This is a genomic window from Micromonospora sp. NPDC004551, from assembly GCF_040609975.1.
In the GTDB taxonomy this organism is placed as follows: Bacteria; Actinomycetota; Actinomycetes; order Mycobacteriales; family Micromonosporaceae; genus Micromonospora.
On sequence record NZ_JBEXLM010000045.1, the window covers coordinates 26,569 to 46,248 of the forward strand.

Below are 19,680 nucleotides of genomic sequence, written 5' to 3' on the forward strand. Positions count from 1 at the left end.
CCATGAGGGCGAGCTTCCGGCTTGGCCGGATCGCGGGCGTACCCGTCGGGGTCAACTGGAGCGTCCTGGTCATCTTCCTGCTGATCGCATGGGCGCTGTCCGCCAGTCAGTTCCCCCGCGCGTACCCGGGCCACTCGACCGTGGCGTACTGGGCCGCGGGGCTGGCCGCCGCGGTGGTCTTCTTCCTCGGCCTGCTCGCGCACGAGGTCGCCCACGCGGTGATCGCCAAGCGCAACGGCATCGAGGTCGCGGGGATCACGCTCTGGCTCTTCGGCGGCGTGTCCGAGCTGAAGGGCGAGGCCCGCGACCCGGGCGCGGAGCTGCGCATCGCCGGGGTCGGGCCGCTGGTCAGCCTGATCATCGGGCTCTTCTTCGCGGCGATCGCGGTGCTGCTCGCCGTGACCGGCACGCACGGCCTGCTGCTCGGCTCGCTGTCCTGGCTGGCCGGCATCAACGTGCTGCTGGCGGTCTTCAACGTCCTGCCGGCCGCGCCGCTGGACGGTGGCCGGCTGCTGCGGGCCGCCGTGTGGAAGGCCACCGGCGACCGGACGAAGGCGTCCGTGGTGGCGGCCCGGGCCGGCTGGGTCCTCGGCGCGCTGCTGATCGGGCTGGGGCTCTGGCAGTTCCTGGTCGGCCGCGGGCCGAGCGGGCTCTGGCTGGCGCTCATCGGCTGGTTCCTGATCGGCGCGGCCGGCATGGAGGAGCGCCAGGCCCGGATGGGCAGCGCGCTGCGCGGCATCCGGGTCGCGGACGTGATGACCCCGCAGCCGCAGACCGCCTCCGGGGAGATGACCGTCGCGGACTTCGTCGACCACTACCTCTTCGCGTACCGGCACTCGGCGCTGCCGCTGACCGAGGACGGGCGGCCGGTCGGCCTGGTCACCCTCGACCGGGTCCGCGGCATCCCGGCCGACCGGCGGCCCTCGACCACCCTGGCCGAGGTCTCCTGCCGCGCCGGCGAGCTGGTGCTCGCCAACCCGGACGAGCAGCTCACCGACCTGCTCCCCCGGCTCAGCGAGTGCGCCGACGGCCGGGCGCTCGTGGTGACCGACCAGCGGCTGGTCGGGATCGTCTCGCCCAGCGACATCAGCCGCGCCGTGCAGCGGGGCCACCTGCGCGAGCAGATGACGGCCGGCCGTTCCTAGCCGGCGGGCCGATCAGGACCGCGGGAAGTAACGGTCCAGGGCCGCGGTGCGGAACTTGCCGGCCGGGTCGAACTCGCGCAGCAGGGCGCGGAAGTCGTCGTGGCGCGGGTACGCGGCGGCCGGGTCGCGGTCGAAGAGCTTGCCCCAGTGCGGGCGCGGGGCGAACGGGGCGAGCCGCTCCTCCACCTCGGCCAGCACCGGCGCCACGGCGGCCGGATCGCCGAGCCAGGTGAAGTGGACGGCCAGGCTGTCCCGCTCGTGGTTCGGGCTGAGCCACAGCCTGTCGGCGGCCACCGTGCGCAGCTCGCACACCTGGAGCACGGCGGCGATCCGCTCGGCGGCCGGGTCGAGCGCGGCCAGCGCCGCGGCGCCGTCGGCGCGGGCCAGGTGCCACTCGGACTGGAGTTCGTCGCCGCTGCTCGGGGTGAAGCCGAGCCGGAAGTGCGGCAGCCGCTCGTGCCACGGCCCGGGCGCGCCGAGCTGGACCGTGCAGTTCTCCGCCGGCATCCCGGGCACCGGGTGTCGGGGCGTGTCGGCGGCCCGGGTGTCCAGCCAGTCCGCCGCGGGTGGCGGCTGGTCGGCCCGCTGCTTGAGCCACACCTGGTCGAACCGGGGCGACCGCCAGCGGGTGAAGACGCTCACGCTGTAGGCGGCGTCGAGGGCGGCGTCGAGTGCCGCGCGGGGCAGGCCGAGCCGGACGTACTGCCGCACCTCGAAGGCGGGCACCACGTCGAGGGTGAGCCGGGTGACCACGCCCAGCGCGCCGAGGTGGACCACCATCCCGGCGAACCGGGGGTCGGCGCGGTCCACCGTGAGCAGGTCACCGTCGGCGGTGACCAGTTCCAGCGCGGCCACGGCGGTGGCCAGGTTGCCGTGGGCCGGTCCGGAGCCGTGGGTGGCGGTGGCGACCGCCCCGGCCACCGAGATGTGCGGCAGGGAGGCGAGGTTCGCCACCGCGTACCCCTCGGCGTGCAGCGCGGTGGCCAGGTCGCCGTAGCGGAGCCCGGCGGCGACCGTGACGGTGCTCCGGTCGCGGTCGAGCGCGACGGTCGGCGGGAGCCCGGCCACCGAGACCTGCTCGCCTGCGGTGTCCCCGATCCGGTTGAACGAGTGCCCGGTGCCCACCGCCCGGACCCGGTCCGCGCCGGCCACGAGCCGGCGCAGCTCGTCGAGGGTGGCGGGCTCGTGCCGGGCGCGGGCCGACCACGTGACGTTGCCCGCCCAGTTGGTGCCGGTCATGCCGCCGCCTCCCGGCCGGTGCCGGCCTCCTCGTCCCCGCCGGCCGGGCGGGTGCGGGCGTCGGTGAACCGGTCGCCCGCGAAGCGGGCCAGCGCCGCCGTCACCTCGTCGGGGCTCTCCCGCACCTGCCGGAGGTCGAGCAGTTCGACGGCGGGGCGGCCGTCCCGCGGATGCCGGGCGGTGAGCGGCGGGCCCGGCGGCAGCCCGGCGGCGGGCACGCCCACCAGCCGGCCGGCGTCGTCGAGGGCGAGCGCCACGAACTGCTCCCAGCGGTACGTCCCGCGCAGGCCGGGCCGGCGTACCTCCAGGCCGTCCGGGCCGAGCACACAGCGGAACGGCCGCAGCGCGCCGACCAGCACCTTGACGCCGATCGCCACGATGCCCAGGGCGACCAGCATCCGCAGCACCGGCCCGTCACCGGCGACGGCGAGCACCATCACCCCGCCCGCCACGCAGACGAGGGCCAGCGGCAGCACCCCCCGGTTGCGATGCAGCTCCATGTCCGTTCCCCCCGGTTCCCGTCGCCGGTGTCCGGGTGCATCATCCGTCAACCGCGCAAGGCGTGGTTGCCCGGCCGTCGAGTGGGGAACCCCGTGGGCATGAGCAGCTACCGCGACCCGACCCTCCGTGGTGACGTGCACCCGTCGGAGGAGGAGATGGACCCGACCGGCGTGGGGCCGGAGCCGGCGGCGTACGCCACGGCCCCGGCGCCGCCGCCGGCTCCCGAACCGGAGCCCGACCCGCTCCCCCATCCGGGGCCGCCGCCCCGGGGCACCGGGAGAGGGCCGGTCGTCGCCCACGGGTCGAGGTGACGCGCCGGCCGGCCCACCCGTCCGCTCAGAGCTGCCGCATCACCTCGGCGGCGACCAGCTCCAGGTGGTCCAGGTCGGCCAGGTCGAGCACCTGGAGGTAGACCCGCTCGCTGCCGGCCTCCGCGTACCGGCCGAGCTTGTCGACGACCTCGGCGGGCGTGCCGGCGGCGCCGTTCTCGCGCAGCTCGGCGGGCTCCCGGCCGATGGCCGCGGCACGCCGGTTCACCTCGGCGTCGTCGCGGCCGCAGCAGAGCACGAGGGCGTTGGACCAGGTCATGGTGGCCGGGTCGCGCCCGGCCTCGGCGCAGGCGTCCTTCACCCGCTGGAACTGCCCGGCCGTGTCCTCGGCCGAGGCGAACGGCAGGTTGAACTCGTCGGCGTACCGGGCGGCGAGGCGGGGCGTCCGCTTCGGCCCCGTGCCACCCAGCAGGATCGGCGGGCGCGGCTGCTGGACCGGCTTGGGCAGCGCCGGGGAGTCGCTGACCGGGTAGTACTTGCCGGGGAAGTCGAAGGTCGCGCCGGCCGGCGTCTCCCAGAGCCCGGTGATGACCTCGAGCTGCTCCTCCAGCCGGTCGAACCGCTCGCCGAGCGGCGGGAAGGGGATGCCGTACGCGGTGTGCTCCTCGGCGAACCAGCCGGTGCCGATGCCGAGCTCGACCCGGCCGCCGCTCATCTGGTCGACCTGGGCGACGGTGATGGCCAGCGGGCCGGGGAGCCGGAAGGTGGCCGCGGTCATCAGGGTGCCGAGCCGGATCGTCTTGGTGTCGCGGGCCAGCCCGGCGAGGGTGGTCCAGGCGTCGGTCGGTCCGGGGTCGCCGCTCACCGAGCCCATCTTCAGGTAGTGGTCGGAGCGGAAGAAGGCGCCGAAGCCGGTCTCCTCCGCGCGGCGTGCCACGGCGAGCAACCGGTCGTAGGTGGCGCCCTGCTGGGGTTCGGTGAAGATCCGCAGTTCCATGCCCCGAGCATAGGAAGCGGACGGGTCCGCCGCGTCGGCACCTCGTATTCCTTGACAGGCATATGAGCCTAGAGGCATATTGGGGAGGTGTCCGGGGATGCCTTCACCGTGCTGGCCGAGCCCACCCGACGCCGCATCCTCGACCGGCTGCGCCGGGCGGAGAGCAGCGTCAGCGACCTCGTGGACGCGCTCGGCATGAGCCAACCAGCCGTCTCCAAGCACCTGAAGGTGCTGCGGGAGGCCGGCCTCGTGAGCTGCCGCACCGCCGCCCAGCAGCGGATCTACCGGATCGACGTCCGCCCGCTGCGCGCCGTGGACGACTGGCTCGGCCCGTACCGGCGCATGTGGGCGGACCACCTCGACGCCCTGGAACGCCATCTCGACAGTGAGGAGTGACCATGGACCGCGACAGCTTCCGCCCCGGCCCGCTCGCCGACGTCGCCTGGGCGCCGGCCGGCGACCGCTGGGACCTGGTCTTCGTCCGTGACCTGCCGCATGCGCCAGAGAAGGTGTGGGCGGCACTCACCGAGCCGGACCGCCTCGCCGAGTGGGCGCCCTTCGTCACCGACCGGAACCTGGGCACGCCCGGGGCGGTCACCCTGAGCACGGTCGACGGCGACCGGCGCTGGCCGGACGCGGCCACCGTGCGGCGGGCCGAGCCGCCCACCCTGCTGGAATACACCTGGGGCGACGGGCTGCTGCGCTGGGAGCTGGCCGCCACGGCCAGCGGCACCCGGCTGACCCTGCGGCACCGCCTCGACGACCGCGCGATGGGCGCCGGCATGGCCGCCGGCTGGCACCTCTGCCTCGACGTCGCCGGTCACCTGCTCGACGGCGACCCGGTGGGCCCGATCCGGGGCGCCGAGGCCAAGGAGTTCGGCTGGGACGAGCTGCGCGCCGCGTACGACGAGCGCCTGACGGACTGACCGCTCAGCGCGCGGCGGCCGGCGCCTCCGGCAGGGTGATCGCACCGGCCGCCCGGCGGATCGGCTCGGTGACCCGGCGGATCATCCGCTCCCGGCCGGGCAGGCGCGGCATGACCCGCAGCATCGCCGTCTGGAACCGGATCCGGGCCGCCGACGAGAGCACCATCCCGGCCAGGTTCCGCTCGGCCAACCCCTGGTTCGCCTCGACGAACGGGCGCATCCGCCGCTCGTACGCGGCGAAACCGGCCACCGGCTCCCCACCGGCCTCGGCCAGCGAGGCGGCCAGCACGTACGCGCCGACCAGCCCCAGGCTGGTGCCCTGCCCGGAGGCCGGCGAAGGACCGTAGCCGGCGTCGCCGACGAGCCCGATCCGGCCGGTCGACCAGCGGTCCAGGCGCACCTGGCTCATGGGCGCGAAGTAGAAGTCGGGCGCGTCGGCGGCGGCGAGCAGTTCGGGCACCCGCCAGCCGGCCCCGCCGAACGCCCGGGCCAGCGCGACCCGCTGGGCGGGCAGGTCCCGGTGGTCGGGCTCCTCGACGGGCGAGGGGAAGAGGAACAGCGCCCGGGCGTTGGCCGCCCCGGCGGTGCGGTAGACCCCGACGCTCCGGCCCGGCGCCGGGTGCATGAGCTCGACCCGCTCCTCGCCGAACTCGGCGGGGACGGTGCAGATGGCGATGTGGTGACCGAGCGGGCGCAGGTGCGTCGCGGTGGGGCCGAACGCCAGCCGGCGTACCGCCGAGTGCAGCCCGTCGGCGCCGATCACCAGGTCGAAGCGGCGGCGCCCACCCCCGGCGAAGGTCACGTCCACCCCGTCGGCGGCCGGGTCCAGCGCGGCGATCGAGTCGCCGAAGAGGTATTCGACGTCGCCGGTCGCATCGACGAGCAGCCGGGCCAGGTCGCCGCGCAGCATCTCGACGTCGTCGCCCTCACGGCCGCCGAACAGGGCGGCGTCCATGGTGGCCAGTTGCCTGCCGCCCGCGTCCACGAAGCGGGCCAGCCGCATCCCGGTGTCGCGCCGGCGCACCTCCTCCAGCAGGCCCATCCGGTCCAGCACGGTCAGCGCCGCGCCCCGGACGTCCACCTTGTAGCCCCCGTCGCGCAGCGCCGGGGCGCGCTCGACGACGGTCGGCCGGAAGCCCTGGCGGCGCAGCCACCAGGCGAGCGTGGGTCCGGCGACACCGGCGCCGGAGATCAGCACATCAGTCATGCCGATGACGGTACAACCGTCTTAGACAATTGTGCAAGACGCTTGTTCAAGGAATCCGCTAGGCTGCCGCCATGGGAAATCGGGAGGACCTGCTCGCGGGGGCCAAGCGCTGCCTCATCGAGAAGGGCTACGCGGCCACCACGGCCCGGGACGTGGCCGGCGCGGCCGGCACCAGCCTGGCCGCCATCGGCTACCACTTCCGCACCACGAAGGCCCTGCTCAACGAGGCGCTCGTGGAGGCCATGGCCGAGTGGGGCGCCGAGCTGGAACGCGCGCTCGCCGAGGACGCCGGGCCGGACGCCACGCCCGAGGAGCGCTTCGAGGCGGCGTGGGAGCGGATCATCGAGTCGTTCGCCCGGCTACGCCCGCTCTGGGCCGTGCAGTTCGAGCTGATCGCCCAGCTCGACCGCGCCCCCGAGCTGCGGGAGGCGTTCGCCGGGGTCACCCGCCAGGCCCGGCTCGGGCTGGCCGAGGTCTTCCACCGGCTCGACCCGGCCCTCGACGAGTCGACCGCGCTCGCGCTCGGCGCCTTCCACCAGGCACTCATCGGCGGCGTCGCCGCCCAGTGGCTGGTCGACCCGGCGGCGGCGCCCTCGGCGCGGGAACTGACCCGGGCGCTGCGGGCCCTCGCCGCCGAGTTCGGCGACGGTCAGGGCTGACCGAGGCCCGCCTCCCGGGCCCGCACGATGGCCTGGGCGCGGTCGGCCACCTGGAGCTTGGCCAGCACGTTCGACAGGTGGTTGCGGACGGTCTTGGGGCTCAGCGTCAGCCGCCGGGCGATGACCACGTTGCTCAGCCCCTGGGCGACCAGGTCAAGCACCTCGCGCTCCCGCTCGGTCAGCTCGGGGAAGGCGGCCGCCCCGGCGCCGCGCGCACCGGACAGGTAGCTCACCGCCCGGCTGGCGACGACCGGGCCGAGCAGCACCTCGCCGTTGGCCACCGCCCGGACCGCCCGCTCCACCTCGGCCGGGGCGGCGCCCTTGAGCAGGTAGCCCCGGGCTCCGGCGCGCAGCGCCGCGAAGACCCAGTCGTCGTCGTCCAGCATGGTCACCACCAGCACCCCGATCCCCGGGTGCCGCTCCACGATCTCCCGGGTCGCCGCCACCCCCGACCGGCCGCCCAGGTGCAGGTCCATGATGATCACATCGGGCCGGTGCTGGTCGGCGACCCGCAACGCGGCGTCCGCGTCGGCGGCCTCGCCCACCACCTCCAGGCCGGCCGTCGAGGCCAGCAGCGCGCTCATGCCGAGCCGGAACACCGGGTGGTCGTCCACCACGGCGACCCGGATCGTCTCCCCGGTCACGGGACCACCGCGAACGGCTGCCCGGCCTCGTCCGCCGCGTCGTCCCCGGACAGCCGCGCGGCCGGCACCCGGACGGTGACCGTCGTGCCGCCCTCCGGGCCCGGCGCCACCACGCAGACCCCGCCGATCCCCTCGGCCCGCTCCCGCATCGAGCGCATCCCGATCCCGGCCGGCGTGCCCGGCACGATGCCGCTGCCGGCGTCCTCGACCCGGAGGGTGAGCCCCTCGTCGTCCCGGTGCACGGTCACCCGGCACTCCGTCGCGCCCGCGTGCCGGTGTGCGTTGCGAACCGCCTCGGAGACGATCCCGTAGATCGCGGTGGCCACCGCCTCCGGCAGCGCCAGCGGCTCGGCCGCCACCGACACGGCCAGCCCGGAACCGGCGTACCGCTGGGCCAGCTCGTGCAGCGCCGGGGCGAGGCCGTGCTCACCCAGCACCGGCGGCAGCAGCCCGCGCGCCAGGTCCCGGACGTGCTCCACCCGCTGGTCGGTCTCGTCACGCAACCGGTCCAGCAACCGGCCGGCCGCCTCGGGATCCACGGTGAGCAGGTTACGGGCCGCCTGAAGGCCCAGCGCCACCCCGGCCAACGCCGGGCCCAGCCCGTCGTGCAGGTCGCGGCGCAGCTTGCGCCGCTCCTCCTCGCGCGCCTCTGCGAGCCGGGCCCGGGAGGCGGCCAGCGCCCGGCCGGTGGCGGCCAGGCTCGCGGCCGAGGCGACCACCGGCACCAGGTCGAGCAGTGCCGCCCGGGTCCGCCCGTCCAGCCGCTCCCCCGCCCGGGCCCAGGCGACCAGCCGGCCGATCTCGGTCCCGCCCCGGTGCAGCGGCAGCACCAGCGGTTCGCCGACCGGACCGCCGGAGGAGCCGTGCGCCGCGTACGGCTCGGGGCCGTCGACCTCGATGGCGCAGGCGCCCAGCCGCAGCAGGTCCGTCACGCTGCTCGCCACCCCGTCCAGCACGTCCGCCGGGTCGGCCGAGGCGCTGATCCGGCGGCCGACGCCGCGGACCACGCCGAGCGGCTCCACCGCCTCGCCGTGGATGAGCCGGTCGACGCCGCGCTGCACCCGGGACCGGGCCGGTTGCGTGCCGGCCGCCACCAGCGCGGTGACCAGCACCCCCGGCACGGCCGGCGACGACGGCAGCAGCCCGTCGAGCGTGCTCACCCCGACGACGTACGCGGCGACCAGCAGGAAGGTGAGCAGGAACCAGACCAGGGTGCGGCGGACCGCGATCTCGATCCCCCACAGCCGCTGCCGGAGCACCACGGCCAGCACGGCGGCCGGGAAGAACGCCTGCGAGGCCAGCATCGCGGTCGGGGCCAGCCAGTCCGGGACCTCGCGGGCCCAGGCGGTGGGGAAACCGAGCGGCGCGAAGCTCACGGCGAGCAGCAGCGTGCCGACCGCCAGCCAGCCCAGCCCGACCCGCTCCCCCGCCGGCCCGGTACGCCACCGCCGCAGCACCCCGGCGGCGGCCACCAGCCCGAGCAGCGGCACCACCCGGAACAGCCACGGCTCCCCCGCCACCACGAGATCGGCCCAGCCCGGCGCGGTCACCGGGAACGGCGCGCCGGAGGGGTGCCCCGGCCGCCCGGGCCAGGTCAGGTGGGACACCGTGATCCCGGCGGTGGCCAGGGCGCCGGCCGCCACGGCGACCCGGGCCGGCACGGGCGGCCGCCCCTCCCGGACCAGCCACGGCACCACCGTGATGAGCGACAGCATCCCGGGCGCCCAGGCCCAGTCCCGGGCGGACGTGAGCAGCACCGGGGCGGGCAGGTCGGGCCGGACCGCCAGCAGGTCCACGTACTGCGCGCTCAGCGCGGACAGCCCGCCGCCCAGCCCGGTCACGGCGAGCAGCCAGGCGACCGGGTGCCCGCGGCGCAGCAGCACCAGCCAGGCGACCGTGCCGTAGACCGCGCAGTCGGTGAAGTCGACCAGGAAGTAGAGCTGGGACAGGCCCCACGGCCGGCGGGCGGCCACCCAGCACGCCGCCGTACCGACGAGCAGCAGCGCGCAGCCGACGGCGACCAGCCGGGCGGCGACCGGGTGGCGGCGGTCGCCGGCGGCGCGGGACGGCACGGGCGTCGGCTCGGCGGACATGGCCCTGATCCTGGCAGCCGCCGGGTCAGTTGCCGAGACCCCGCCGCTCCAGCGCGAATGTCAAGCCGGCGACAGTCGCCCAGAGCGCCGCCGGGGCCAGCGCCAGATACTGGAGCGGCACCGCCTGCGTGACCACCACCAGCAGCGTCATGACCAGGCTGAACACCGCCAGCCACCGGCTCACCGACCGGCGGCGCAGCCCGGCCACGGCCACCGCGCCGGCGCTCAGCCCGGCCCCGGCCCACACCCATGGCAAGGTGCTGTAGAGGGCGGCGAGCGCGGCGACGGTGTCGGCGTCGGTCTCGGCCACGTGCAGCAGGTCCCAGTACAGCTCGGTGGACACCCCGCCCCCGACGAGCAGCAGCGCCGCGGTGAGCAGCAGGCCGGCCGCGGCCACGTCGGGCAGCAGACCGCCGGCCGGCTCGCGGGCGGCCAGCCGCCGCCGCAACCCGGCCGCGAAGACCGCCAGGCAGCCGGCGGCCAGCACGGCCAGGACCTGGAAGACCCAGAGGTACGCCTCGCGGCCGTCCATCGCGGCCACGTAGCGGGCGTTGTCGGCGAGAAGCGCGGTGTCCACATCGGTCAGCGCCGGGCTGAACTGGAAGAGGGCGATGCCGGTGAGGCCGGCGACGGCTCCGGCGACCGCCCAGCCACGGCGGGGGCGGTCGGTGGCGGCCGGCACGGCGGTGCCGTCGAGCAGGGCGCTGGTCATGGTTCCTCCTTCGGGTACGGGGGCGCGGCGGAGCGCCGCTCGGTGCAGCGTCACCGTCCCGGCGTCCCGGGCACATGGGGCGGGGTGTCCCGACCGGTCGGGCGGTTCCGGCGGCGTACCCGGGCCACGCCGGTGTCCCGACCGGTCGGTGCCGGTGTCCCTGGCGTCCGGGACGGCGGGCCGCCCACCGTGGATCCGCTACACCGATACCGAGGGAGGCCACCACCGATGGCGCACGACCTGCTGACCGCCGTACGCGAGCTGACGCCCGAGATCACCACGCGGGCCGCCGAGATCGAGCGGGCCCGGGAGCTGCCCGCCGACCTGCTCGACCGGCTCCGCGCCGTGGGCTGCTTCCGGATGTTCGTGCCCCGCAGCCACGGCGGGTACGAACTGGACCTGCGTACCGGCATGGCGGTGCTGGAGACCCTGGCCCGGGCCGACGGCTCGACCGGCTGGACGGTGATGATCGGCGCGGAGACCCCGCACCTGCTGGCCCTGCTGTCCCGGGAGCGGTTCGACAAGCTCTACGCCGCCGGCCCCGACCTCGTGGTGGCCGGCGCCTTCGCCCCGCAGGGCCGGGCCGAGCTGGCCGACGGCGGCTTCCAGGTCAGCGGGCGCTGGTCGTTCGCCAGCGGCTCGCGGCACGCCGACTGGATCTTCGGCAACTGCCTGGTCACCGCCGACGGCCAGCCGCTACCCGGCACGGACGGCGGGCCGCCGGAGACGCGCTCGATGCTCTTCCCGGCCGAGCGGGTGACCGTGGTGGACACCTGGCACGTGCTGGGCCTGCGCGGCACGGGCAGCCACGACGTGGTGGTCGACTCGGCCTTCTGCCCGGCGGAGGCGAGCTTCGACCTGTTCACCGGCACCCCGTGCGTGCGCGGGCCCGGGTTCAGGGCGCCGCTGGCGCAGTTCGTGCTGCACCTGGGCGCGGTGGCGGTCGGCATCGCGCAGGGCGCGCTGGACGACATGACCGCGCTGCTCGCCGGCGACCGGCAGCGGCTCTACGCCCGGCAGCCCCTCGCCGACTCCCCCTCCTTCCGCATCCACCTGGGCCGGGCCGACCTGAACGTGCGCGCCGCCCGGACGCTCCTCGCCGACCTCGCCGACGAGCTGTGGACGGCCTGCGCCCGGGACCCGGAGCGCATCCCGGCCCTGCAACCGACCATCTCCGCGGCGCTGCCCTGGGTCACCGAGCAGGCGATCGACGCCGTGGCCACCTGCTACCGGGCGGCCGGCGGCGGCGCGGCCCGCGACTCGTCCCCGCTCCAGCGCCGGTTCCGCGACATCCACACGTTCGCCCAGCACGCGGCGGCCGCGGAGGGCTGGCTGGGCAACAACGGCGCACGGCTGCTGGGCCGGCCGGTGGCGCTGGCGTACTGAACTCTGCCGCGGGGCCGGTGGGGCCCGGCCCGGCCGGCGCGAGGGGCGCCGGCCCGTCGGCGGGGCCGGCCGTCGAGGGGGGTTCGGCGGCCGGCCCCGCCGCTTCCGATCACGGTGTCGTCCGCCTCCGGCGCAGCCAGCAGGTGCCGCCGCTGACCACCGTCGCGCCGATGGCCGTGCCGATGGCGACCATCGCCGCCCCCACCGCCCAGAGCCCGGTGTCATCCGTGGACGCCGCCCGCGCCGCCCAGGCCGCCGTGAAGGCCACCGTCATCACCGGCGCCACCAGCCACGGGCTCGCGAACCAGCCACCGACGGCCGCGATCACGATCAGGGTGAGCACGGCGCCGGCCACCTGCCAGACCGCGTACGGGCCGCTGACCGCGCCGGTCTCCGGGTCGACCGTGTAGCCCGACTCCCAGCCCAGCCAGGCCCACCAGGCGCCGACCGTCGCCGCGGCCAGGAGGAGACCGCCGAGCAGGGTACGCGTCGTCTTCGTCACGGCCCGATCCTGCCGCGTCGCACAGCAGAGCGAATGAGCATCCGTACTCGGTTACCGGCCACCGCCGTCCCGGTCGCCGCGTCTTACTCCACGGTCCAGCTGATCCGTGGCGGACGGACCCGGGCGCAGAGCGGTCCGCCGTCGGCGTCGGTCAGCCCGAGCCGGCCGACCAGCACGCCGGCACCGTCGTGTGCGGCGCGGAGCAGCCCGGTCGGGATGTCACCGAACATCAGCTTGGCCCGCCGGAACATCTCGAAGCGGCCCTCCGTCACAGCGCCCCAGCTGAGGTAGAGGAACCGCGCCCCGGGTCGCCCGTGCACCCACGGCCCGCCGACGTCGAGCAGCCCGTCCACCTCACGGCTGGTGGCCTCGCACCGCCAGGCCGCCTCCTGCGCGTCGGCCGGAATCCGGTCGACCACCTCGGCCCTGCGCTGCATCCCCACGTGCACGTTGCGGAGCCGCAACAGGTCCGCCTCGGCGCCGGCACGCCGCCCCGGCAGGTCGCTGCCCTCGATCCGGATCAGCATTCCCCGACTCTAGAGCGGGGCACCGACGCATCCGCCCGCCGTCCTCCTAGTCGGCCCGATCCTGGCGCGGGGCGGACACGAAGCCGTCGCTCCACTCGTCCCGGTCCAGCGTCTGGTGGCCGATGAAGAAGCAGTCGGGCTCGTCGCGGAAGCCCGGCAGCGTCCTGGCCCGCTCGATCCGGTCCTGCGCGCGCGCCTCCGACGAGTACGCCCCGAGGAGCTTGAGATCGTCGCCGTCCTCCTCGTCCCAGACCAGCTCGCCCGCGTCGTCGCGATGCGTCGTGGGTCGCCCCTTCCTGTGGGCCCTCAGGGATTGAACGTGGATCGATTCGGCGATCGTTCGCCCTCCACCGAAGCATCCCGCCCATAGCCTCCCGGCATGATCCGGACGAACGACCACCTGACCATCCAACCCAAGATCCTCTACTTCGGTACGCCGGTGGTGCTGCTGAGCACCGAGAACGAGGACGGGACGAGCAACCTCGCGCCCATGTCGTCGGCCTGGGCACTCGGCCAGGTCGTGGTGCTCGGCCTCGGATCGGAGGGGCAGACCGCGCGCAACCTGCGCGAGCGGCCGGACCTCGTGATCAACCTGCCGAGCGCCGAGCAGTGGCCGGCGGTGGAGCGACTCGCCTCGCTCACCGGCCGAGACCCGGTTCCGGACTGCAAGAGGGGCGCGTTCCGGTACGAGCCGGCGAAATTCGCCGCCGCCGGGCTGCGTCCGGAGCCGGCTGAGCTGGTTCGACCGCAACGGGTCGCGGAGTGCCCGCTCCAACTGGAGGCGCGGGCCGCGCGGATCACCCCCGACCTGCACGGCGACTTCCTGATCGTCGAGGCGCACGTGCTACGCGTACACGCGGATCCCGCCATCGTCGTGCCCGGTACGGACCACGTCGCCCCCACCGCGTGGCGCCCGCTGATCTACAACTTCCGGCACTACTTCGGCCTCGGCCCGGAACTCGGGCACACCTACCGGTCGGAGACGGCAGAGGCTATTCTAGCGCTAGAATGATGTGGTGGAGCTGACCGCCAACGAGCTGACCGTGCTGGGCCTGATCATCGAACGCCCCCAGCACGGCTACGACCTGGAGCAGGTGATCGAGCAGCGTGGCATTCGGCAGTGGACCGACATCGGGTTCTCCTCGATCTACTACCTGCTCGCCAAGCTGGAGACGCGCGGTCTCCTCCACGTCCCGCACGCTCCCGCCGCCACCAGGTCCCGCCGCGTCTTCCACGCCACCGCCAGAGGCCGTGACGTGGCGGCGCGCACCGCGCTGATTCTCATCACGGAGGCACGGCCGGTTCCGCACCCGCTGCTGGTCGGCCTCGCCAACCTGCCACTGCTCTCACCCCGGGAGTACGCGCAGGCGCTGCGCAGCCGGCTGACGCAGGTCGAGGCCCGCATCGCCGCGGTCGAGGCGGCGCAGCAGGCACCGACTCCCCTCCCGATGGCGGCCCGCGAGGTGTTCTCGTACTCGCTGAGCCTGTTGCTCGCGGAACGGCAGTGGCTCGCCACCCGAGCCGAGGTATCCGATGACGAACAAGATTGACTTCAAGAGAGCCCTCGACGCCTACCAGGCACAACGGAACGCGTTCCGGATCATCGACGTGCCCGACATGCGGTACCTCGCGATCGACGGCCACGGCGACCCCAACACGTCGCCCGCCTTCACCACCGCGGTCGAAGCGCTGTATCCGGTGGCGTACAAGCTGAAGTTCGCCAGCAAGACAGACCTCGGGCGCGACTACGTCGTTCCGCCCCTGGAAGGTCTGTGGTGGGCCGAGGACATGGAGTCCTTCACGGCGGCGCGGGACAAGTCGCGGTGGAACTGGACGCTGCTGCTCATGGTCCCGGAGTGGATCGACCAGGCCATGTTCGCCACGGCCATCGAGCAGGCCGGGGTGACGAACCGGTCAGCGCGTCTCGATGACGTCCGCCTGGCGACGCTGTCCGAGGGGCGGTGCGTGCAGACGCTGCACGTCGGCTCCTTCGACGACGAGGCCGACGTGCTTGCGCAGATGCATCACGAGTTCATCCCCGGCCACGGCTTCCAGATGGCCGGCCTGCACCACGAGATCTATCTCAGCGACTTCCGTCGAGTCGCCCCAGACAAGCGGCGCACGATTCTCCGGCAGCCCGTCACCACCTCGGCCGCAGCCGGTGCCTAGGCAGGCTTCTGCCCGCGTGACCCGCCTTGGTCAGGGAATGTGCGTGGTGGGGCGGGCGGGGTTCGAACCCGCGACCGAGGGATTATGAGTCCCCTGCTCTAACCCGCTGAGCTACCGCCCCGCTACCGCGCCGGATCGTAACCCGCTCAACGGATCACCGGCCATCACCCATCGGGCCGGGTTGATGATCTGCCCGGCACGATGAGCAACGCGAGGATAACAGCGCGCAGGCGGTCCGATCAGCCCGTGCCGCGCAGGTCGGCGAGCACCGCGCCGGCGGCCCGCCAGCCGCTCGCGAGGGCTCCCTGGATGGAGGGGCTGTCCCGGTGGTCGCCCGCGACGTAGAGCCCGTCGCCGAGCGCGACCGGCTTGCGCAACCGGCCCTGTGGCGGCGGCGCGGCGGGGAGCGCGTCCGGCACCGACACGGTCGCGAGGTGTGTCCAGTCGGCGGTGGAGCGCCCGTAGAGGCGGTCCAGCTCCCGGCGGACCAGCGGCTCGGGTGGGGCCTGCGGGCCGACCACCGAGGTCGCCACCAGGTGCCTCCCGGCCGGCGCGTACGTGGGCGCCGCGTTGCTGAGCACCACCGTGTTGGCGACCAGTTCCCGCCGATCCCCGTCGAGGAGCAGGGTCGGCTCGGCCAGCGGCGGGGTGTCGGTGCCGTGGTAGTACGTCGTGTAGCTGTGCATGCGTACCCGCTGGAGCCGGGTCAGCAGGGTGGCCGCCGCCGGCGGGTCCACGGCGACCACGACGGCGCGGCAGGTGATCTCGCCGGCCGGGGTGCGGACCCGGCGGGGCGCGACCTCGGTGACCGGGGTGTCCAGGTCGAACAGCTCCGCGGGCAGCGGTGCCGCGATGGCCGCGGGCAGCGCGGCCATGCCGCGGGCGGGCAGCCCGATCCGGCCGCGGGCGAACGCGCGCAGCAGGACGGCCAGCACATGGCTGGAGGTGGCCAGCTCGCGGTCGAGCAGCACGCCGGATAGGAACGGCCGGAGCAGCTCCTCGATGAACGCCGGGGAGAGGCCGGCTCGGCGCAGCGCCTGCTCGCTGGTGGTCTCGGGCGCGTTGAGCAGCCGGCCCACCGGCAGGGTGGCGCAGCCGGTGGCGAGCGCGGCGAAGCGCAACCGGTCGACCAGGGATCCGACGCCGGCGGCCATCGTGCCGGGCGTGCTCGCCGGGTCGCGCAGCGGGTTGACCAGGCGTTCCAGCCGGCCGCCGCGGCGGACCAGCACGCCGGGGGTGAACCAGCCGAGGTCGAGGGCGCGGAGGTCGACCAGGCCGCCGAGCCTCGGGTACGCCGTGTTGAGCACCTGGAAGCCCCGGTCCAGCAGGTAGCCGTCGACCTCGTCGGTGGCGACCCGGCCACCGAGCCGGTCGGCGGCCTCGATCAGCCGCCAGGGCACGCCCGCCCGGTGCAGCCGGCGGGCGGCGGCGAGGCCGGCCAGGCCGCCGCCGACGATGACCACGTCGGTGTCAGCGGGCATGCTCCACCTCCGCCCCGGCCCGGTCGCCGTTCCGGTTGTTCCGCGACAGCCGGCCGGGCCACCAGATCTTCGGCCCGATGTCGTACGCGAGCGCGGGCACCAGCAGCGAGCGGACCACGATGGTGTCGAGCAGCACCCCGGCGGCGACCGCCACGCCCAGCTCGACGAGCACCACCAACGGCAGCACGGCGAGCGCGGAGAAGGTGGCGGCGAGCACGATGCCGGCGGAGGTGATCACGCCGCCGGTGACGGCCAGGCCGGTGAGCACCCCGGCTCGGGTGCCTCGCCGCACCGACTCCTCGCGGACCCGGCTCATCAGGAAGATGTTGTAGTCGATGCCGAGCGCGACCAGGAAGACGAACGCGAACAGCGGGAACGACTGGTCGACCCCGGGGAAGTCGAGGACGTGCCGGAAGATCAGCGCGCAGAGGCCGAGCGTGGCCAGGAACGACAGCACGACGGTGGCGATCAGCAGCACCGGCGCGAGCAGGGCTCGCAGCAGCACGGCCAGGATGACCGCGATGACCAGCAGCACCACCGGAATGATGACGTTGCGGTCCCGGGTGGAGGCGTCGGCGGTGTCCACGTTGATGGCGGTGAAGCCGCCGACCACCGCATCCGCGCCGGGCACCCGGTGCACCGCCACGCGCAGTTCGCGGATGGTGCTTTCGGCGGCGTTGCTGTCGGGCGGGTCGGCGAGGGTGGCCTGCAACTGCACCCGCCCGTCGACCACCTCGGGCGGCCCGGCCGCCCCCTGCCGGCTGAACGGCCGGACCGAGGACACCCCCGGCACGCCCTGCGCCACCCGGGCGACCTGCTCCGCGGTGGCCTGCCTGGTGAAGATGGTGGCCGGGCTGCCGGTGCCGGCCGGGTAGTGGCGGGCGATCACGTCCTGCCCGGCCACCGAGTCGGTGCTCTTCGTGAACAGGTCGGACTGGCCGAGCGTGGTGGCGCCGAGCTGGGTCACCCCGAGGGCGAGTGCGGCCAGGACCACCGCCGTGACGATCCAGACGGTACGGGCGCGGCGCGCCACGAAGCCCGCGATCCGTCCCCAGATGCCGTGTTCGGTGCGCGGGTCGGCGTGGTCGAACCCGGGTCGCCGGGGCCAGAACGCCCAGCGCCCGCCGAGCAGCAGCAGGGCCGGGAGGAAGGTCAGCATCACCAGCAGGGTGGCGGCGATGCCGACGGCACTGACCGGGCCGAGCGCCCGGTTGGAGTTGAGGCTGGACAGCAGCAGGCAGAGCAGGCTCACGATGACGGTCGCGCCGGAGGCGATGATCGCCGGGGCGGCGCCCCGCCAGGCGGCGCGCATGGCGTCCCCGGGCCGCTCGTGCCGGTGCAGTTCCTCCCGGTAGCGGGCGATGAGCAGCAGCGCGTAGTCGGTGCCGGCGCCGAAGACGAGGACGGTGAGGATGCCCTGGGCCTGCCCGTTGAGCTTGATGACGTCGTTCCTGGCGAGGACGTAGACGCAGAGCGAGGCCAGCGAGTACGACATCCCGGCGGCGAGCAGCGGGAAGACCCAGAGCACCGGACTGCGGTAGACGATCAGCAGGATGACCAGCACCACGACCAGGGTCACCAGCAGCAGCGGCCCGTCGATGGCGGTGAAAACCTCGATGAGGTCGGCGAGCAGGCCGGCCGGGCCGGCCACGTCCACGGTGAGGCCGTCCCGGTCGCTGCCGACGATCTCCCGCAGCCGGTCGACCACCGCGCCGATCTGTTCGCCCTCGGCGGCGTCGATCGGCACCACCACCTGCACGGCCTGCCGGTCCTGGCTGACGATCGGCGGGGGCAGCGGGCCGACCACGCCCGGCACCTGGGCGAACCGGGCCACCTCGGCCCGGATCCGTTCCTGGTCGGCGGGGGTGATGCCGGAGGTGCGTTCGTAGACGACGAGCGCCGGGGTGGTCTCCCGCTCGACGAAACCGGCGGCGAGATCCTGCGCCCGGGTGGCCTCGGCGTCGGCGGGCAAAAAGGCGGCGTTGTCGTTGGTGGCGACGTCGCCGAGCTTGCCGGAGTAGGGGCCGGCGAGGCCGCCGACGACCAGCCAGCCGAGCACCACGACGAGCGCGATCAGCGTCGCGGTCCAGCGGCTCCGCCCCCCAGCCATTCCCATCCACCCTCAATCGACGCAGGAATCGACGCAGCGCGAGTCTAAGTCGACATCGACCATCCTGCCGGGCGGACCAGCACCAGCGGGCGGAAACCACCGCCCACCCGAGCGTTGATCATGAGGTTGGCGGCAGGTAACCGGCTTTCCGCCGGCCCCCAACTTCATGATCAACGGGATTGAGGGGCGGGGCCGGGCGCATGCAGAAACGCCCGCCGGCGTTGGCCGGCGGGCGTTGTGTGGAGCGAAGCTCCCCCGTTTGGACTCGAACCAAAAACCTGCCGGTTAACAGCCGGCTGCTCTGCCAATTGAGCTACGGGGGACCGTAGACCGCGCGGTTGCGGATCTCTCCGCGCCGTGCGACGGGGACAAGAGTACAGGACATCAGGGGGTGGTGCGCCAGGGGGTTACGACGACTTCCCCCGGCCGATGACCGCATCAGAATACCGGACAAATCGCCATCTCGGCACACGGAGGTATGAGCGGAGAGCAGGATGGGTAGTTAGCCGCCGACAGAGAACGCAGGCGCGAGAAGGTCGCTCCCGCCCGGGACCACCCGGTCGGGATCGGCGGCGCGTCAGGTACGGAAGGAGCCGCCATGCGCGGAAAGATCATGTTTCTTGGCGGGCTGGCTGCGGGATTCGTCCTGGGCGCCCGTGCCGGCCGGGAGAAGTACGAGGAGCTGGTGGTCCGGGGCCGTAAGGTGCTCGACCACCCGACCGTCCAGGAGGCGGCGGGGGTCGCGCAGGCCCAGGCGACCCGGCTCTACTCGGAGGGCAAGGACAAGCTGGGGCAGACCAAGCTCGGCGAGAAGCTGGGCACCGGCAACGGCCACGGCAGCAAGCAGGGGCTGACCGATACCGACAAGCCGTTCGCCGGCACGCCGGCCGCCGTCGGCGCCAAGTCCGGCTCGACCGGCACGGGCTCGACCAGTTCGACCAGCTCGTCGGCCACCAAGTCGTCCGGCACGAGCACCAACCTCTGACGTCACCGGGAGCGGGGCGGGGGGGCGCGGGGGGGGGGGGGCCCCCCCCCCGGGGGGGCCAACAGCCCCCCCGCAAAAAAAATAAAAAAGAAAAAAAAAAAAGCGCGGTGGAATTAAAAAAATAATAT

At 74.4% G+C, this 19,680-nt stretch carries 22 protein-coding genes and 2 tRNA genes; 10 read left to right on the top strand and 14 right to left on the bottom strand.

The annotated features are described in order from the left end of the window. The first annotated feature begins 2 nt into the window (after positions 1 to 2). Entirely contained in the window at positions 3 to 1,145 is a 1,143-nt protein-coding gene (locus ABZW14_RS31840) for a site-2 protease family protein (protein ID WP_355354095.1), read from the top strand. Positions 1,146 to 1,157: 12 nt separating this feature from the next. Here ABZW14_RS31840 and ABZW14_RS31845 read toward each other — a convergent pair whose 3' ends face one another. Next, positions 1,158 to 2,384: an FAD-binding protein gene (locus ABZW14_RS31845; protein WP_355354098.1), complete on the bottom strand. Its 1,227-nt coding sequence runs from the start codon at positions 2,382 to 2,384 to the stop codon at positions 1,158 to 1,160. Continuing rightward, complete coding sequence (locus ABZW14_RS31850) at positions 2,381 to 2,884, bottom strand: hypothetical protein (RefSeq protein WP_355354101.1); 504 nt, start codon at positions 2,882 to 2,884, stop codon at positions 2,381 to 2,383. Before ABZW14_RS31850 ends, ABZW14_RS31845 begins: the two co-directional genes overlap by 4 nt. A gap of 99 nt (positions 2,885 to 2,983) precedes the next feature. On the opposite strand from ABZW14_RS31850, the gene ABZW14_RS31855 reads away from it, so the two are divergent. Beyond that, positions 2,984 to 3,196: a hypothetical protein gene (locus tag ABZW14_RS31855; protein WP_355354104.1), complete on the top strand. Its 213-nt coding sequence runs from the start codon at positions 2,984 to 2,986 to the stop codon at positions 3,194 to 3,196. A 25-nt stretch (positions 3,197 to 3,221) separates the two neighbouring features. Here ABZW14_RS31855 and ABZW14_RS31860 read toward each other — a convergent pair whose 3' ends face one another. After that, positions 3,222 to 4,151: an LLM class F420-dependent oxidoreductase gene (locus ABZW14_RS31860; RefSeq protein ID WP_355354107.1), complete on the bottom strand. Its 930-nt coding sequence runs from the start codon at positions 4,149 to 4,151 to the stop codon at positions 3,222 to 3,224. An 87-nt stretch (positions 4,152 to 4,238) separates the two neighbouring features. On the opposite strand from ABZW14_RS31860, the gene ABZW14_RS31865 reads away from it, so the two are divergent. Both ABZW14_RS31865 and ABZW14_RS31870 read left to right on the top strand, forming a co-directional pair. Continuing rightward, positions 4,239 to 4,547, top strand: coding sequence for a metalloregulator ArsR/SmtB family transcription factor (locus ABZW14_RS31865; protein WP_355354110.1), 309 nt, complete (start codon positions 4,239 to 4,241; stop codon positions 4,545 to 4,547). A gap of 2 nt (positions 4,548 to 4,549) precedes the next feature. Then, entirely contained in the window at positions 4,550 to 5,077 is a 528-nt protein-coding gene (locus tag ABZW14_RS31870) for an SRPBCC family protein (protein ID WP_355354113.1), read from the top strand. A gap of 4 nt (positions 5,078 to 5,081) precedes the next feature. On the opposite strand, the gene ABZW14_RS31875 is transcribed toward ABZW14_RS31870, so the two are convergent. Beyond that, positions 5,082 to 6,284 carry an FAD-dependent monooxygenase gene (locus ABZW14_RS31875; RefSeq protein ID WP_355354116.1) on the bottom strand — a complete coding sequence of 401 codons (1,203 nt, stop codon included), beginning with the start codon at positions 6,282 to 6,284 and terminating at the stop codon, positions 5,082 to 5,084. Between the two features lie 71 nt (positions 6,285 to 6,355). Here ABZW14_RS31875 and ABZW14_RS31880 point away from each other — a divergent pair, with 71 nt between their 5' ends. Then, complete coding sequence (locus ABZW14_RS31880; RefSeq protein WP_355354119.1) at positions 6,356 to 6,943, top strand: helix-turn-helix domain-containing protein; 588 nt, start codon at positions 6,356 to 6,358, stop codon at positions 6,941 to 6,943. On the opposite strand, the gene ABZW14_RS31885 is transcribed toward ABZW14_RS31880, so the two are convergent. From ABZW14_RS31885 to ABZW14_RS31895, 3 genes are read right to left on the bottom strand one after another with little or no spacing between them, the layout of a single operon-like run. Beyond that, entirely contained in the window at positions 6,934 to 7,587 is a 654-nt protein-coding gene (locus ABZW14_RS31885; protein WP_355354122.1) for a response regulator transcription factor, read from the bottom strand. The genes ABZW14_RS31880 and ABZW14_RS31885 overlap by 10 nt on opposite strands. Then, complete coding sequence (locus tag ABZW14_RS31890; RefSeq protein WP_355354125.1) at positions 7,584 to 9,680, bottom strand: histidine kinase; 2,097 nt, start codon at positions 9,678 to 9,680, stop codon at positions 7,584 to 7,586. The genes ABZW14_RS31885 and ABZW14_RS31890 overlap by 4 nt, the downstream gene beginning before the upstream one ends. A gap of 25 nt (positions 9,681 to 9,705) precedes the next feature. Continuing rightward, entirely contained in the window at positions 9,706 to 10,392 is a 687-nt protein-coding gene (locus ABZW14_RS31895) for a hypothetical protein (RefSeq protein WP_355354128.1), read from the bottom strand. Positions 10,393 to 10,620: 228 nt separating this feature from the next. Here ABZW14_RS31895 and ABZW14_RS31900 point away from each other — a divergent pair, with 228 nt between their 5' ends. Continuing rightward, positions 10,621 to 11,778 (top strand): acyl-CoA dehydrogenase family protein, encoded by a 1,158-nt coding sequence (locus ABZW14_RS31900; RefSeq protein ID WP_355354130.1) that lies wholly within the window; start codon positions 10,621 to 10,623, stop codon positions 11,776 to 11,778. A gap of 109 nt (positions 11,779 to 11,887) precedes the next feature. Here the strand turns inward: ABZW14_RS31900 and ABZW14_RS31905 are convergent, their stop codons facing one another. From ABZW14_RS31905 to ABZW14_RS31915, 3 genes are all read right to left on the bottom strand, one after another. Continuing rightward, on the bottom strand, positions 11,888 to 12,280 hold the full coding sequence (locus tag ABZW14_RS31905; protein WP_355354132.1) for a hypothetical protein: 393 nt from the start codon (positions 12,278 to 12,280) through the stop codon (positions 11,888 to 11,890). An 83-nt stretch (positions 12,281 to 12,363) separates the two neighbouring features. Next, a complete protein-coding gene (locus ABZW14_RS31910) occupies positions 12,364 to 12,807 on the bottom strand; it encodes a DUF5990 family protein (RefSeq protein ID WP_355354135.1) in 444 nt (147 codons plus the stop codon). A gap of 46 nt (positions 12,808 to 12,853) precedes the next feature. Beyond that, positions 12,854 to 13,219, bottom strand: a complete 366-nt coding sequence (locus ABZW14_RS31915) for a hypothetical protein (RefSeq protein ID WP_355354138.1) — start codon at positions 13,217 to 13,219, stop codon at positions 12,854 to 12,856. Here ABZW14_RS31915 and ABZW14_RS31920 point away from each other — a divergent pair. Genes ABZW14_RS31920 through ABZW14_RS31930 form a run of 3 tightly spaced genes read left to right on the top strand, consistent with a single transcriptional unit; the run spans position 13,187 to position 14,976 of the window. Then, a complete protein-coding gene (locus ABZW14_RS31920; RefSeq protein ID WP_355354141.1) occupies positions 13,187 to 13,819 on the top strand; it encodes a flavin reductase family protein in 633 nt (210 codons plus the stop codon). The two genes, ABZW14_RS31915 and ABZW14_RS31920, sit on opposite strands and share 33 nt — an antisense overlap. Before the next feature lie 4 nt (positions 13,820 to 13,823). Beyond that, entirely contained in the window at positions 13,824 to 14,357 is a 534-nt protein-coding gene (locus ABZW14_RS31925; RefSeq protein WP_355354144.1) for a PadR family transcriptional regulator, read from the top strand. Next, positions 14,341 to 14,976 (top strand): GyrI-like domain-containing protein, encoded by a 636-nt coding sequence (locus tag ABZW14_RS31930; protein WP_355354147.1) that lies wholly within the window; start codon positions 14,341 to 14,343, stop codon positions 14,974 to 14,976. The genes ABZW14_RS31925 and ABZW14_RS31930 overlap by 17 nt, the downstream gene beginning before the upstream one ends. A gap of 44 nt (positions 14,977 to 15,020) precedes the next feature. Here the strand turns inward: ABZW14_RS31930 and ABZW14_RS31935 are convergent. The 4 genes from ABZW14_RS31935 to ABZW14_RS31950 all read right to left on the bottom strand — a co-directional run bounded on the left by ABZW14_RS31935 (position 15,021) and on the right by ABZW14_RS31950 (position 18,890). Next, positions 15,021 to 15,097, bottom strand: a tRNA-Ile gene (locus ABZW14_RS31935). Between the two features lie 118 nt (positions 15,098 to 15,215). After that, positions 15,216 to 16,457, bottom strand: coding sequence for an FAD-dependent oxidoreductase (locus ABZW14_RS31940; RefSeq protein ID WP_355354150.1), 1,242 nt, complete (start codon positions 16,455 to 16,457; stop codon positions 15,216 to 15,218). Further along, positions 16,447 to 18,567, bottom strand: a complete 2,121-nt coding sequence (locus tag ABZW14_RS31945) for an MMPL family transporter (protein WP_355354153.1) — start codon at positions 18,565 to 18,567, stop codon at positions 16,447 to 16,449. The genes ABZW14_RS31940 and ABZW14_RS31945 overlap by 11 nt, the downstream gene beginning before the upstream one ends. A gap of 250 nt (positions 18,568 to 18,817) precedes the next feature. After that, a tRNA-Asn gene (locus ABZW14_RS31950) sits at positions 18,818 to 18,890 on the bottom strand. 275 nt (positions 18,891 to 19,165) lie between these two features. On the opposite strand from ABZW14_RS31950, the gene ABZW14_RS31955 reads away from it, so the two are divergent. Continuing rightward, positions 19,166 to 19,552 (top strand): hypothetical protein, encoded by a 387-nt coding sequence (locus ABZW14_RS31955; RefSeq protein WP_355354156.1) that lies wholly within the window; start codon positions 19,166 to 19,168, stop codon positions 19,550 to 19,552. Positions 19,553 to 19,680 lie beyond the last annotated feature (128 nt).

Excerpts from the sequence above, each read along its gene's own strand:
- ABZW14_RS31840 (WP_355354095.1), top strand. The coding sequence starts at position 3 with ATGAGGGCGAGCTTCCGGCTTGGCCGGATCGCGGGCGTACCCGTCGGG.
- ABZW14_RS31845 (WP_355354098.1), bottom strand. The coding sequence starts at position 2,384 with ATGACCGGCACCAACTGGGCGGGCAACGTCACGTGGTCGGCCCGCGCC.
- ABZW14_RS31850 (WP_355354101.1), bottom strand. The coding sequence starts at position 2,884 with ATGGAGCTGCATCGCAACCGGGGGGTGCTGCCGCTGGCCCTCGTCTGC.
- ABZW14_RS31855 (WP_355354104.1), top strand. The coding sequence starts at position 2,984 with ATGAGCAGCTACCGCGACCCGACCCTCCGTGGTGACGTGCACCCGTCG.
- ABZW14_RS31860 (WP_355354107.1), bottom strand. The coding sequence starts at position 4,151 with ATGGAACTGCGGATCTTCACCGAACCCCAGCAGGGCGCCACCTACGAC.
- ABZW14_RS31870 (WP_355354113.1), top strand. The coding sequence starts at position 4,550 with ATGGACCGCGACAGCTTCCGCCCCGGCCCGCTCGCCGACGTCGCCTGG.
- ABZW14_RS31875 (WP_355354116.1), bottom strand. The coding sequence starts at position 6,284 with ATGACTGATGTGCTGATCTCCGGCGCCGGTGTCGCCGGACCCACGCTC.
- ABZW14_RS31880 (WP_355354119.1), top strand. The coding sequence starts at position 6,356 with ATGGGAAATCGGGAGGACCTGCTCGCGGGGGCCAAGCGCTGCCTCATC.
- ABZW14_RS31890 (WP_355354125.1), bottom strand. The coding sequence starts at position 9,680 with ATGTCCGCCGAGCCGACGCCCGTGCCGTCCCGCGCCGCCGGCGACCGC.
- ABZW14_RS31895 (WP_355354128.1), bottom strand. The coding sequence starts at position 10,392 with ATGACCAGCGCCCTGCTCGACGGCACCGCCGTGCCGGCCGCCACCGAC.
- ABZW14_RS31900 (WP_355354130.1), top strand. The coding sequence starts at position 10,621 with ATGGCGCACGACCTGCTGACCGCCGTACGCGAGCTGACGCCCGAGATC.
- ABZW14_RS31910 (WP_355354135.1), bottom strand. The coding sequence starts at position 12,807 with ATGCTGATCCGGATCGAGGGCAGCGACCTGCCGGGGCGGCGTGCCGGC.
- ABZW14_RS31920 (WP_355354141.1), top strand. The coding sequence starts at position 13,187 with ATGATCCGGACGAACGACCACCTGACCATCCAACCCAAGATCCTCTAC.
- ABZW14_RS31930 (WP_355354147.1), top strand. The coding sequence starts at position 14,341 with ATGACGAACAAGATTGACTTCAAGAGAGCCCTCGACGCCTACCAGGCA.
- ABZW14_RS31940 (WP_355354150.1), bottom strand. The coding sequence starts at position 16,457 with ATGCCCGCTGACACCGACGTGGTCATCGTCGGCGGCGGCCTGGCCGGC.
- ABZW14_RS31945 (WP_355354153.1), bottom strand. The coding sequence starts at position 18,567 with ATGGCTGGGGGGCGGAGCCGCTGGACCGCGACGCTGATCGCGCTCGTC.
- ABZW14_RS31955 (WP_355354156.1), top strand. The coding sequence starts at position 19,166 with ATGCGCGGAAAGATCATGTTTCTTGGCGGGCTGGCTGCGGGATTCGTC.